The sequence below is a fragment of the Bartonella sp. SD1336NMGDW genome (genome assembly GCF_042193565.1).
Taxonomy (GTDB): Bacteria; Pseudomonadota; Alphaproteobacteria; order Rhizobiales; family Rhizobiaceae; genus Bartonella; species Bartonella grahamii.
In genome coordinates, this window is the sequence record NZ_JBHILW010000008.1 from 59,006 (window position 1) to 71,575 (window position 12,570).

The following is a 12,570-nucleotide window of genomic DNA, read 5'->3' on the forward strand; positions in this document are numbered from 1 at the left end:
ATGACTTATACGTTTTCTTGAAATATGGTCAAGTAGCCATAATTTACCAACGAATAAGAATTGCTCCCCATGTAAATCCACCTCCCATGGCCTCTAACATGATAAGATCTCCTTCTTTTATTTTTCCATCGCAAACAGCTGTTGTTAAAGCCAACGGAACTGATGCCGCAGACGTATTACCATGTTGATCAACGGTAATCACAACTTTATCTAGTGAAATTCCCAGTTTTTTAGCAGATGCTTCAATAATGCGCTTATTAGCCTGATGAGGTACAAACCAATCTAGTTGTGAAGAATCCATACCTGCAGCTGCAAAACAATCATCAACCACATCCGTTATCATACCAACAGCATATTTAAAAACTTCTCGTCCTTCCATACGCAAATAGCCTGTCGTTTGTGTTGTTGAAGGTCCACCATCAACATATAGCTTATCTATATAAGCACCATTAGAGCGCAATTTCGCAGACAATATACCACGCTCAAAAGCAATACCCCCCTCAATTTCCTGTGCTTCCAAAATAGCAGCACCCGCACCATCACCAAACAAAACACATGTCGTACGATCTTCCCAATCTAAAATTCGAGAAAATGTATCGGATCCAATAACTAAAATTCTTTTAGCCGCTCCACACCGTAAATAAGAATCTCCTGTTGTTAAAGCAAAAATAAAACCAGAGCAAACAGCTTGAATATCAAAAGCAAATCCATGGCTCATTCCCAAAGCACGCTGAATTTCAACAGCAGAAGCAGGAAAAGTACGATTCGGGGTGGACGTTGCTAAAATAATACAATCAATGTCTTTTATTGTTAAACCAGCATTTGTAAGTGCTGCTTGCGCAGCCTCAACTCCTAAAGAAACAGTTGTTTCATTTTCACTGGCAATATAACGTTGGCGTATTCCTGTACGCTGAACAATCCATGAATCTGACGTTTCAACAAACTTTGCAATCTCATCATTTGATAAACTTTTCTTCGGCAAAGCACTTCCTACACCACGTATAATTGACCGAATCATTAAGCTCTTACCTTTTCTTCAAATTTTTCATTTCTATTATAAGAGCTTATCATAAGGACTCTCCATTCACTGTCTCTTCACCTTCTTGATCAAAAAGTGTTTCTTTATTCTCATGAAACCGTCGCAAATCAGCTGTTATTTTTTTCAAAAGTCCATTATTAACCATCTCATAACCAACGCGGATAGCAGAAGCAAAACCGTTAGCATTAGCACTCCCATGGCTTTTGATCACAACACCATTCAACCCCAAAAGCACTCCTCCATTCACCCTATCGGGATCCATTTTGTGTTTCAGCGTACGAAAAGCACCCCGCGATAAAAAATAGCCAAGAGATGTTAAAAAAGAACTGCGCAGTGCGGAGTTTAAAATCTCTCCTATCTGTCGCGCGGTTCCTTCTGCGGTTTTTAAAGCAATATTACCAGAAAACCCCTCTGTTACAACAACATCGACTGTTCCTTTTCCAATGTCATTGCCCTCAACAAATCCTTTATATTCCAATCCTTCTAATTGCACTTCACGCAATATCATTCCTGCTTTTTTTATTTGATAAAGTCCTTTAACCTCTTCCACCCCCACATTTAAAAGCCCAACACTTGGTCTTTCAGTGTGATATAAAGCGCGAAACATACCCGCTCCCATAACCGCCAAATCAACCAACTGACCAGCAGAGGCACCAATTGTTGCCCCAATATCCAAAACGATACTCTCACTGCGAAGTGTTGGCCAGATACCCGCAATACCAGGACGTTCAGCCTCTGCGAGCATTTTCAAACAAAAATAAGACATGGCCATGAGTGCACCCGTATTACCAGCAGAAATGCAAGCATCAGCTTCACCATTTTTTACCGCTTCAATGGCGTACCACATTGATGATTTACCACGTCCATTACGAAGTGCTTGGCTTGGCTTTTCATCCATGCGTGTATAACTTTCTGTAGGGCAAAAGCGCGATACAGAATCCAAACAAGGGTATTTTTTTAAAACTGGACGAACGTCCTCCTCTATTCCATAAAACAGAAAATAAATATTTGATAAATATTTTTGTACAATTGCTGCTCCTGCAATAGCTGCTTCTGGACCGTAATCACCGCCCATGACATCCACAGAAATTCTAATCACGCTTGCATATCCCACATCTTTTCATTTACATCTTTAAACACATATTATGATTTTTGGCTCCTGAACACTCACAAAGCAAATCTTGCAAAAATCGCTCCGCAGAAAATACCGTTTAGCATACAATAGATATTTTATGTTTTTACAATCACTTCCAATTTTTCAAAACAGAAAATGGCGAGAATTTTTGCTCTGCTTCTTCTAAATTTTCAACCATATCCATCTTTATTCTCTCTTTACGTGGATAATGATTAATAGACAACTCAAAAAACTCTTCCATGATTGCACCAATATCAATTTTATCATCATAAAACACTTCAGGAGTATCAAGCCCCTCCACATCTAAAAACAATTCTCCTGTATCCTCTGATATTTTGGGCTTCATCAAATTTGAATCTTCAGGAACAAAAACAACCTCAATATTTTCACAAAGGATATTTTCTAATGGTTCTAATGTAACAACACATAACTGTAGTATACGCGCTTGCAACAGACCTTTTACACGCACTCCGCGTTTTTTCCACGGGAAAATATGGAAATTTCCCTCACAAGATTTTACTTCAATTAAATCATGGTTCTGAGCTAAATGTATACATTCTTTTTTGTTTGCACAAAGATGAACCCTTATACCTTTAGCAGGTAGAGAACGTACGGATATTGGATAAGCCAAAGCAAATGTCATTTGAGGAATATTTTTAACATTCATTGACAACTCCCAAAGATAAAAACGCATAAAGCACTGTGTTTTTATTTATATCAAGTATTCATGCATTTTTTTCTTTTCTAAAGAAATTCTATATGGCATAATTCACTTTATAACAGGGAAGCTCAGTGTAAGCTACGGTAGATTAAGCTAAAATTAGAAAAAACTTGAGGTTGCCTTCTTGTCCTACATCTCAGTATAAAAAGGAGATATCATTGTTTCAAATGCCTCACATAATAGCCTTAATCAAACGTAAATTATTGATTGGTCTATCAATAACAAGCATAGGAATGCTTGCTGGATGTGGTCTTCTCGATTCTTCAGGTTCGAGCCAAATTTATAGAGAGGGCTATGTTCTTGATAGAAATGCTCTAAGTTCTATTTCTGTTGGCTCAAGTCAAGAGCAAGTTCTTTTAACTTTAGGGACCCCTTCATTAAAAACAAAATATGATAATGAAGTTTTTTATTACATCTCACAGACACGCTATCGTGGGATGCAGTTTATGAAAACAAAGATTATTGATCGCAAAGTTTTAGCCATTTACTTCAATAAAAATAATCAGGTTGCAAAAGTTGCTAATTACGGATTACAAGACGGTCAAGTGTTTGATTTTATTGCACAAACAACACCAACTGTAACAAAAGAACATCCTTTTTTAATTCAAATTATAAAAGGCCCTGCGAATTTGCCACCCCATAACTAAATCATATAGTCTACATACCGTCTCAATATTATTAGGTCTGATAATATCTGACCTAATAATGGGGGATTTCTAGCTCTTATGGGCGGACTTTTTTTGCCATACTGTCGAGAACTGCATTAACAAGTTTTGGCTCATCACCTTCAAAAAACGCCTTAGCTATGTCAACATATTCATTCATGACAACCGCAACAGGAACATCTTTACGGTTGATCAACTCCCATAAACCTGCTCGTAAAATTGCTCGCAATATAGAATCAAGACGTGAAAGAGACCACTCTGCAGAAAGCTGTTGATGAAGCAGAGGATCAAGCTGCTTTTGATCTTTTACAACACCCGTTATAATAGCCAAAAACCATTGAAAATCAGCTTCAAGATACTGGTCTCCATCGATATCTTTTCCCAAACGATAAGCTTCATACTCAGCTGCTATTTCCATCACCCCCGAACCCACGATATCCATTTGATAGAGGGCTTGAACTGCAGCGAGTCTTGCTGCTCCACGTTTATTGGCTGAACGCGGAAAATGTCTGCTTTTTATATCAGCCATATTTAACGATTATCTCCAAATCTCTTTTTTAGAGCGATCATACATAAAGCAGCTTCAGCCGCAAAACCACCTTTATTTTTGTCATCTAGATTCGCACGCACCCATGCTTGTTCTTCATTTTCAACAGTCAAAATACCATTTCCAATAGCCAAGTGCTGATGAATAGTTAAATCCATCAATGCACGACAAGAATCATTAGCAACAATTTCAAAGTGATATGTTTCGCCCCGAATAACACAACCAAGAGCAACATAACCATCATAAGATATCTTATTTTGTTCAGCAAAAGCTATTGCACTTGGTATTTCTAATGCTCCAGGAACCGTTACAACATCATAACTTGCTTCAGCTTTTTGCAAAGTATTCACTGCACCTCTCAAAAGCGCATCAGAAATCCCCTCATAAAAACGTGCTTCAACAATCAATACGTGAGGCTTTTTACGTATCTCTTTCATCATAATGGAATTCCACAAAAAACGAATCAAAAAAATCAAGGTTATAAAGCATAAAATTCTGAAAACGATCAATAGAGTTTTGGTTTATTCATCTTCTCTTTTTAAAGCAAAAAGTTTCGCAGCATAACGAGCAAGTTGATCAATTTCCAAATTGACCCGATCTCCAATTCTAGCCTGTCCCCACGTTGTCATTTCGAGTGTATGGCGAATAATAAGAACATCAAAAACACAATCCTCAACACCATTAACAGTCAAAGATGTCCCATTAAGTGCAATAGATCCCTTATTGACAATGAAAGGTATAAATTGTCTTGCAACTTTTAAATAAAAACGAATTGCATCCCCTTCATTTTTTTGATCAATGATTTCAACCAAACCATCAATATGACCAGAAACCAAATGTCCTCCCATTTCATCACCTAATCGAAGCGAACGTTCCAAATTAACAAAAGTTCCTTTTGTCCATTGTGTAAGATTCGTTAAACGTAATGTTTCTTCCCACGCTTCGACAACAAACCAATTAGAATCTTCTTGTTTTAATCCTCGCTCTACAATTGTCAGACAAATTCCTGAACAAGCAATTGATGCGCCAATTGCTAAGCTTTCTATAGCATAGCGTGTAGAAATCTTTAAACGCATCCCCTGCTTTAAAGGTTGAACATCTTCAATACAACCAATATCCGTTATAATTCCTGTGAACATAATGTCTTACGTCTCCATTTATAAAAACGGTCATTTCCAAACATTCTTGTCTCAATCTCATAAAACTGCGAGAGATAATTTCCAAAATGAGGGGCTTCAATACGATTTTTTCCTAAAACCATGGGGGTATGAAAACATATCAAATGATCAACACAACCAGCATTCAAAAACTTTTCCCCTGTCTTTACGCCCCCTTCCAATAAAACACTATTAATCCCATGTTTATAAAGCATCTGTAAAAGAGCAAAGGGTTCCACACAACCATTGTTCATCTCTACCGAATAAACAGACACACCATATTGCTCCAATGCATTTTTTTTGCTTTTCTTTGAAAGATCCACATCACAAATAACCCATGTAGGAATTTTCATAGCTGTTTGGACAACTTTTGCATCAAGGGGGATAGATAAATCTGCATCCAAAATAATACGAATTGGTGAGCGCATCTCCATCCCTGGCAAGCGGCAATTAAGTTGTGGATCATCTGCTAATATAGTACCAATACCAACGAGGATAGCATTATTTTGAGCGCGTAAAATATGCGTATGGGCATGAGAAAGTGTTCCACTAATTTTTACGCTGCCCTTTTCTCTTTTCCCAACACCATTATCAGCAGAAATTGCCATTTTAAAAGTGACCGCACAGCGTTGTATCTTCCTTATACACCAATGCGTCCATAAAGATTCAAAAGCCTCTTCAGCTAAAATGCCCTCAACCACTTCAATACCCGCCGCTCGCAAAAGAGCAATACCATGACCATCAACACGCTTGTCACAATCAGTCAACGCAACAACAACTCGAGAAATACCTGAATCAATGAGTGCATTCACACATGGCGAAGTTTTTCCATAATGCGCACAAGGTTCTAAAGTAACATAAGCAGTCGCTCCTTGAGCCAAAGAACCAGCCATATGTAAAGCTTGCACTTCCGCGTGAGGACTCCCATGAATAGCTGTTATGCCATAGCCAACAATAAATGCCCCCGCACTATTATCGTTTCGCACAATTAACGTACCAACGGAAGGATTCTCACCTGTAAGACCGACATGACGCTCTGCTAGACGAATAGCTGCAGCCATAAACCGTTCATCTTGCAATTTTTTATTCATCAAAACGAGATTCTGTATCCGCAATACCCTTTGACAATTCATCTATAACATCGTGAAAATCGCTTGCATTACGAAAATCTCGATACACAGAAGCAAAACGAATATAAGCAATATCATCAATTCTTTTCAATGCTTCCATAACAAGATGTCCAATTTTTTCTGAAGCAATCTCCGGTTCTCCCAAACTTTCAAGCTGGCGCACAATGCCAGAAATTGCTCGTTCAATATGATCAGGATCAATATTGCGCTTACGTACAGCCACATCAACTGATCGCATTAACTTATCACGATCGAATGGTTCACATCGTCCACTTTTTTTAGCAACCAATAGCTCACGCAACTGAACACGTTCAAAAGTTGTAAAACGACCACCACAAACGGAACACACACGGCGGCGGCGAATCACTGCCCCCTCTTCTGCTGGACGTGAATCTTTAACCTGTGTATCCTCATATTGGCAGTAAGGACAGCGCATCTTTTGTGTCCTTAACGATTACTAAGATAAGAGTAAAGAGGAAATTGACTCGTTATATCTTTTACCTTTTTCTCAACAGCCATTTCAACGGCATAATTATCTTCATCACTTTTTGCGCTCCGAAGACCATCAAGAACTTCTGAAACCAGATGACCAACTTGAATAAACTCTTTTTCTGAAAAACCACGTGTTGTGGCAGCAGGTGATCCCAAGCGAATTCCCGATGTTATAGATGGTGTTTCAGGATCAAAAGGAATACCATTTTTATTGCAGGTAATATGAGCGCGCCCCAAAGCTAATTCAGCACGTTTACCTGTTAGATTTTTGGAACGTAGATCAACCAACAATAAATGATTATCTGTACCACCAGAAACAATATTAAAACCATTACTCTGTAATATTTTTGCTAAAGTTTTCGCATTAGCGACCACATTGGCACTGTAACTCTTAAAAGAGGGACGCAAAGCCTCCTCAAATGCAACAGCCTTTGCAGCAATTACATGCATTAAAGGACCACCTTGAAGACCAGGAAAAATTGCAGAATTAATTTTCCTGGATAAAGACTCATCATTTGTCAATATTAAACCACCACGAGGACCTCGAAGCGACTTATGTGTTGTTGTTGTTACAATATGCGCATGTGGAACGGGTGAAGGATGCACGCCACCAGCAACAAGACCGGCAATATGAGACATATCAACGAGTAGATGAGCACCAATCTTATCTGCAATTTCACGGAATCGTTTCCAATCCCATAGCCGCGGATAAGATGAGCCACCCGCTATAATAAGTTTGGGCTTACGTTCTTTTGCAAGTTGCTCAACCTCATCCATATCAATAATCTGATCTTCTTGACGCACACCATAGGAAACAACATCAAACCATTTTCCTGACATATTAACAGATGAACCATGCGTAAGGTGACCACCAGCATTTAAGTCTAATCCCATAAATGTGTCACCAGGCTGAAGTAAAGCTAAAAAGACAGCTTGATTCATTTGGCTACCAGAATTAGGCTGTACATTCGCAAAAGCAGCACCAAAAAGCTGTTTTGCCCTTTCAATGGCTAAATCTTCAACGACATCAACAAATTGACACCCGCCATAGTAGCGCTTTCTTGGATAACCTTCTGCATACTTATTAGTTAAAACAGACCCCTGCGCTTCAAGAACCGCTCTTGAAACAATATTCTCTGAAGCAATCAGCTCAATTTCATGTTGTTGACGCTCAAACTCCCCTCTAATTGCATCAAAGATTGCACCATCAACAGTTTGTAAATTATCATTAAAAAAGCGCTTTTGTGCGTCATTTTCTTGCTGAGTCATAAAACACGTTCCTAACATAAAAAAATAAAATCACTGAACGATAACACAGCAAACCATGCAAACCAAACATTTTAAACCGCTTACACTCAAAAATAATGACGCAAATATTTATCTTATTCTTTGTTATAAAAAAAACAAAAAACTTCCCTCTCAAGAATGGTAAAAAATGAGATTACATTTCTTTTTTTACACTCTTATTTGTTTACACCTTTTACAAAAGGTATCTATAATCTAAAGAAATTCAATAATTTAATGATTAAAAATAATTTATAATGTGAAAAACTGAATATAATAGGCAAAGTTAATACAAGGCAAATAAGAATGCTAACTAAAGTTTTTATTGATGGTGAACATGGCACAACCGGACTACAAATACAAAAACGCTTAGAGGGGCGTACAGATTTAAAACTACTCTCTCTTGCTCATAAAGATCGCCATAATGTCCATCTGCGACAAGACTATCTTAATCAAGCCGATATTGCTATTTTGTGTCTTCCAGATGATGCTGCACGCGAAACAGTTCATTGGCTTAAAAAAAATAAAAACATTAGGATTATTGATAGCTCGACAGCCCACCGTGTTGCACCAGACTGGGTTTACGGTTTTCCTGAAATGACAACAGGACAAAGAAAGCGCATCCAAGCAGCACATTATGTAACCAATCCCGGGTGCTATCCTACCGGTGCCATTAGTTTGATTCGCCCACTCCGTGAAGCAGGACTGCTAGACGCCTATTATCCCATCTCGATTAATGCAATCTCCGGCTATACTGGTGGTGGAAAACAGTTGATTTTAGAAATGGAAAATCAATCTCAACAAAATATTCAGAACAATTATTTTATCTATGGTCTTAATCTTGAACACAAACATGTGCCAGAAATTAAAATCTATGGACAAATCAACCAAACCCCAATTTTCATACCAAGTGTTGGTCGTTTTCCCCAAGGAATGATTGTGAATCTTCCTCTGCATCGCCATTTATTCACAAAATCAGCAAACTGTTCTGATTTGCGCGAAATTCTCGCAAACCATTACGATGGACAAAATACCATTTTAGTTGCATCACAAGAAGAAACTGCTTCACTTCAAAGACTTAATCCAGAGTGTTTAGCCAATAAAGATAATATGAAACTGTTCGTATTTGGAAATGATCGTGAAGGTATTTTTAATCTCAGCGCCATATTCGATAATTTAGGAAAAGGCGCATCAGCTGCGGCTATCCAGAACCTCGATTTAATGCTTTCAAGCAACTTAAACTCCCTATAAATACAAACTTTTATTCAACAACGCGATATGCCCCTTTCGTTGCTCGCCAGTGCGCAACCGCAAAACATAACACTGCTAGTGCCATACTTTGGTGAATGAGCCCTAAACTTATCGGAACCTCATGTAACAGTGTTAAGATACCCAAGAGTGCTTGGATAATAATCATAACACAGATAAGAAATGCACGACGAGAATGGGTTGAATGTGGAATGTTTTTTTGTACATAGAAAGCATGAACAACTGAAACAATAAATACAAAATAAGCAAAAAATCGATGAATAAATTGAACCATTAATGAATTTTCGAATAAATTGAGCCAAACAGGACGAAGCTGCAACAAACCATCAGGAATAATCTGCCCATCCATAAGAGGCCATGTATTATAGACTTTTCCAGCATGAAGCCCTGCAACCAAAGCTCCGAAATAAATCTCTATCAAAACGAGAACAACAAGCCAAGCCGCAAAATATTGCACCTTTTTATTTGCTGGCTTTTCTGAATATTCTGCAAGTCCTCGAGATAAATAAGTAACAAAAACAATAACAAAACATGCTGTTATAAGATGAAATGCCAAACGATATTGGCTCACACTTGTTAAATTACTTTGCCCAATCCCTGAAGCAACCATCCACCAACCAATAAAGCCTTGAAAGGCGATAAGAATAGGCACGACAATAAGCGGGAGTAAGATATTTTTTTCAACACGCTTAGTCGCCCAAAACCAAATGAGCCCCAATAAAGCGACAAGACCAACAAGACGCCCAAGAACACGATGCGCCCATTCCCACCAAAATATGACCTTAAAAGCACTTAAGGTCATATCAGGATTAAGCAGCTTATATTGTGCTATCTGTTGATATTTTAAAAATTCCTCTTGCCATTGATCCACACCAATCGGTGGAATAACGCCGTGTATTGGCTTCCATTCCGTTATAGATAATCCTGATCCCGTCAAACGAGTAGCGCCACCTACTAAGACAATTGCTAAACAAAGCAATAAAATAGAGTAAAGCCACACCTGTATTTGTTTTCTATTTTTCTTTTGCACGGGCGTTAAAATGCTATTGTTTAATCTCTTTACTGCCATCTCTGATTGCCCCACGCTTCTCTCCAACTACAATGCATTTTAAAATTTAAACATCAAATCATTGTGTATTCTAGTATGTACTATAACTTTAGCAAAAAACAAGCGTACCACTATAACATGCGATACATATTTCTTTTTTATAAAGTTTATGATGCAACAACGCGATAAACAGCCTTTGGAAAGCTGCTTACCATCCGCATCATCCATTCTTGTTCATTAAGAACAGTCTTACAAATATAATAGTCTGTTAGCTCTGCAAATTGCTCAAATCCATATTTTGGTTCGCTTGCCATCTCTAGAATGATAAAATCATATTCTTTTTTAAATTCTTGTAATATATGAGAAATGTCATTTGAAAAATCTTGTGCAGAAATAGCACTTGTTAACCCCTGAGGAAGAATATCAACCCCCGTATCATAATCACGGTAAATAACATCATGCAGCTGGGCATTGCCCGTTAAAATATCACTCAGTCCGCGATGTGGACCAATGACCTTCTCTATTTGTTGACCAGAAATATCGACCAACAGAATTGTTTTGTTCTCTTTTGTGAGATGAAGTGAAAGCTTTGCCGCTGTCCGTGCAGCCTCTGGTCCAATGATTGAAATAATGGTTGAAGCACGCCATTTCAAAACATCAGATAATCCCTCTATCGTAATAAAAGCTTCAAGATTTTTCATTTCTTGAGAGACTAAAATACTCTCGTTCTTCTTAAGAGCATTTTCTTTTGATCTCAAATCCTCTTCTGAAGGTTGATCTTTTTTGCTTTTAAAGCACGGATAAAATAACAATATTCCTAGTAAAAGAGTAAGGAAGCTAGCCAATGCACTCACAAAAATATTTTTTCCATAAAGAGCCATAAAAGAAATTGGTGCTAACGTTGTTGGCATAACCACGTGGATATTTGTGTTTTGTAAAAGAAGAGGATTATCACTCAATCTCCGATATGAACCAATAATTTTTTCTCTTCGTTGAGCAGACTTACTCATCGCTTTATTTTGTGCATCGACTGCTGCTTTTATTTTATTTTCAAACTCGTTAAATATTTCATTCAAAGATTGGGATTGATCTTTTACAAAAAAGTTCATTCTTTTTTTGAGCTGTTTTTCTAATTCCGTTGCAATAACCTCATCTGAATGAACTTGATAAACGATTTGTAAAATTTTATTTTTTAATTGATGAGAAACTGTTTCTAATTCCGCAGTCATTGCTTTAATTTGAGGATGTGTCCACCCCAATTGCACCGCCATATGTGCTCTTTGCGTTTCCAAAAGATCACGTTTAGATTCCAGAGCAACAATTGCTGAATTACCTGCAATAAACGATAAAGACAATAAAGACTGTCCCTTTTCACGCATCGCGTTAATCGTTGAGTTCAAACTTGTTAAATGAATACGCTTTAAAGTTGCTTCCGTTAATTGCATAGAAAGATCATGAAGCTCTGTTTGTTTTACACCCTGCTGAATAAAAGACTCAACAGATGTACGAAATCCCTGCATGATATTAACGATTGCAGTATTATCATATTGTTTGTCTTCTAATTTATCATTTAACAAGAATTGTTTCTGTTTTATGATTGCTTGTGAAAATGCGGAAAACCAAGTTTCCAACCCACGTTGAGCTGCTTCAAGTGTCTCAGCTTCAAAAGTCAAATCGATAAAATCACCACGACGCGATAAACGGATATTTTCATGATTTTTTTTCTTATTAAAAGCACTTAAAGAAAATTGCGAATCATTGAAGAACATAGGCTGTGAAAACAAAAAAGCGATAACATTGTCTTGCTTTTTGATTGGTAACGGTTTTCCTACAGAATCAGATAATGAAAATATTAAAGTTGCTTGGTAACCACGGGGCTGAAAAAAATAATACAACCAAATCAAAGATATACATAGCATTTGTAATAGCAAAACAATCAAAATGCTTCGCCATACAGTACGTAGGAATAGTCTTTTATTACACTTAAGACTCATCTTTATTTTAACCAGCAAAATACTTCTTCATATTGTTTTATTAAGAGAAAGTAGTAACTATCCTCTTAACTTGCTGTCATATTATTTTC

Annotated in this window: 13 protein-coding genes; 2 read left to right on the plus strand and 11 right to left on the minus strand. The window is 37.5% G+C overall.

Annotated elements, in window-relative coordinates; all coding sequences use genetic code 11:
* Nucleotides 1-43 precede the first annotated feature (43 nt).
* The 3 genes from ACFIKH_RS06070 to ACFIKH_RS06080 form a co-directional block, all read right to left on the minus strand.
* The gene (locus tag ACFIKH_RS06070) at nt 44-1,018 is read right to left on the minus strand and encodes a beta-ketoacyl-ACP synthase III (RefSeq protein WP_375626477.1); all 975 of its coding nucleotides are present in this window, start codon (nt 1,016-1,018) and stop codon (nt 44-46) included.
* Nucleotides 1,019-1,067: 49 nt separating this feature from the next.
* Entirely contained in the window at nt 1,068-2,138 is a 1,071-nt protein-coding gene (gene plsX, locus ACFIKH_RS06075) for a phosphate acyltransferase PlsX (RefSeq protein ID WP_375626475.1), read from the minus strand.
* A 145-nt stretch (nt 2,139-2,283) separates the two neighbouring features.
* Entirely contained in the window at nt 2,284-2,841 is a 558-nt protein-coding gene (locus tag ACFIKH_RS06080) for a DUF177 domain-containing protein (protein ID WP_375671193.1), read from the minus strand.
* A 221-nt stretch (nt 2,842-3,062) separates the two neighbouring features.
* On the opposite strand from ACFIKH_RS06080, the gene ACFIKH_RS06085 reads away from it, so the two are divergent.
* Nucleotides 3,063-3,542, plus strand: coding sequence for an outer membrane protein assembly factor BamE (locus ACFIKH_RS06085; RefSeq protein ID WP_375626497.1), 480 nt, complete (start codon nt 3,063-3,065; stop codon nt 3,540-3,542).
* Between the two features lie 76 nt (nt 3,543-3,618).
* On the opposite strand, the gene nusB is transcribed toward ACFIKH_RS06085, so the two are convergent.
* From nusB to glyA, 6 genes are all read right to left on the minus strand, one after another.
* Entirely contained in the window at nt 3,619-4,089 is a 471-nt protein-coding gene (gene nusB, locus ACFIKH_RS06090; protein ID WP_375626471.1) for a transcription antitermination factor NusB, read from the minus strand.
* A gap of 2 nt (nt 4,090-4,091) precedes the next feature.
* The gene (locus ACFIKH_RS06095; RefSeq protein WP_375627359.1) at nt 4,092-4,547 is read right to left on the minus strand and encodes a 6,7-dimethyl-8-ribityllumazine synthase; all 456 of its coding nucleotides are present in this window, start codon (nt 4,545-4,547) and stop codon (nt 4,092-4,094) included.
* Between the two features lie 81 nt (nt 4,548-4,628).
* Entirely contained in the window at nt 4,629-5,246 is a 618-nt protein-coding gene (locus ACFIKH_RS06100) for a riboflavin synthase (RefSeq protein WP_375671195.1), read from the minus strand.
* The gene (gene ribD, locus ACFIKH_RS06105; RefSeq protein ID WP_375627358.1) at nt 5,228-6,355 is read right to left on the minus strand and encodes a bifunctional diaminohydroxyphosphoribosylaminopyrimidine deaminase/5-amino-6-(5-phosphoribosylamino)uracil reductase RibD; all 1,128 of its coding nucleotides are present in this window, start codon (nt 6,353-6,355) and stop codon (nt 5,228-5,230) included. The genes ACFIKH_RS06100 and ribD overlap by 19 nt, the downstream gene beginning before the upstream one ends.
* Entirely contained in the window at nt 6,348-6,830 is a 483-nt protein-coding gene (gene nrdR, locus ACFIKH_RS06110; RefSeq protein WP_015856456.1) for a transcriptional regulator NrdR, read from the minus strand. Before nrdR ends, ribD begins: the two co-directional genes overlap by 8 nt.
* Nucleotides 6,831-6,841: 11 nt before the next feature.
* Nucleotides 6,842-8,155 carry a serine hydroxymethyltransferase gene (glyA, locus tag ACFIKH_RS06115; RefSeq protein ID WP_375626463.1) on the minus strand — a complete coding sequence of 438 codons (1,314 nt, stop codon included), beginning with the start codon at nt 8,153-8,155 and terminating at the stop codon, nt 6,842-6,844.
* Nucleotides 8,156-8,476: 321 nt separating this feature from the next.
* On the opposite strand from glyA, the gene argC reads away from it, so the two are divergent.
* Nucleotides 8,477-9,421, plus strand: a complete 945-nt coding sequence (argC, locus tag ACFIKH_RS06120) for an N-acetyl-gamma-glutamyl-phosphate reductase (RefSeq protein ID WP_375626461.1) — start codon at nt 8,477-8,479, stop codon at nt 9,419-9,421.
* 10 nt (nt 9,422-9,431) lie between these two features.
* On the opposite strand, the gene ACFIKH_RS06125 is transcribed toward argC, so the two are convergent.
* Together ACFIKH_RS06125 and ACFIKH_RS06130 are read right to left on the minus strand one after the other, a co-directional pair.
* The gene (locus tag ACFIKH_RS06125) at nt 9,432-10,523 is read right to left on the minus strand and encodes a COX15/CtaA family protein (protein WP_375648212.1); all 1,092 of its coding nucleotides are present in this window, start codon (nt 10,521-10,523) and stop codon (nt 9,432-9,434) included.
* A gap of 131 nt (nt 10,524-10,654) precedes the next feature.
* Nucleotides 10,655-12,481 (minus strand): hypothetical protein, encoded by a 1,827-nt coding sequence (locus ACFIKH_RS06130; RefSeq protein ID WP_375627355.1) that lies wholly within the window; start codon nt 12,479-12,481, stop codon nt 10,655-10,657.
* Between the last annotated feature and the right edge of the window lie 89 nt (nt 12,482-12,570).

What these genes read in the sequence shown, in the direction of transcription:
- ACFIKH_RS06070 (WP_375626477.1), bottom strand. Translation starts at nt 1,018, where the DNA reads ATGATTCGGTCAATTATACGTGGTGTAGGAAGTGCTTTGCCGAAGAAA.
- ACFIKH_RS06080 (WP_375671193.1), bottom strand. Translation starts at nt 2,841, where the DNA reads ATGAATGTTAAAAATATTCCTCAAATGACATTTGCTTTGGCTTATCCA.
- ACFIKH_RS06085 (WP_375626497.1), top strand. Translation starts at nt 3,063, where the DNA reads ATGCCTCACATAATAGCCTTAATCAAACGTAAATTATTGATTGGTCTA.
- nusB (WP_375626471.1), bottom strand. Translation starts at nt 4,089, where the DNA reads ATGGCTGATATAAAAAGCAGACATTTTCCGCGTTCAGCCAATAAACGT.
- ACFIKH_RS06095 (WP_375627359.1), bottom strand. Translation starts at nt 4,547, where the DNA reads ATGATGAAAGAGATACGTAAAAAGCCTCACGTATTGATTGTTGAAGCA.
- ACFIKH_RS06100 (WP_375671195.1), bottom strand. Translation starts at nt 5,246, where the DNA reads ATGTTCACAGGAATTATAACGGATATTGGTTGTATTGAAGATGTTCAA.
- ribD (WP_375627358.1), bottom strand. Translation starts at nt 6,355, where the DNA reads ATGAATAAAAAATTGCAAGATGAACGGTTTATGGCTGCAGCTATTCGT.
- nrdR (WP_015856456.1), bottom strand. Translation starts at nt 6,830, where the DNA reads ATGCGCTGTCCTTACTGCCAATATGAGGATACACAGGTTAAAGATTCA.
- glyA (WP_375626463.1), bottom strand. Translation starts at nt 8,155, where the DNA reads ATGACTCAGCAAGAAAATGACGCACAAAAGCGCTTTTTTAATGATAAT.
- argC (WP_375626461.1), top strand. Translation starts at nt 8,477, where the DNA reads ATGCTAACTAAAGTTTTTATTGATGGTGAACATGGCACAACCGGACTA.
- ACFIKH_RS06130 (WP_375627355.1), bottom strand. Translation starts at nt 12,481, where the DNA reads ATGAGTCTTAAGTGTAATAAAAGACTATTCCTACGTACTGTATGGCGA.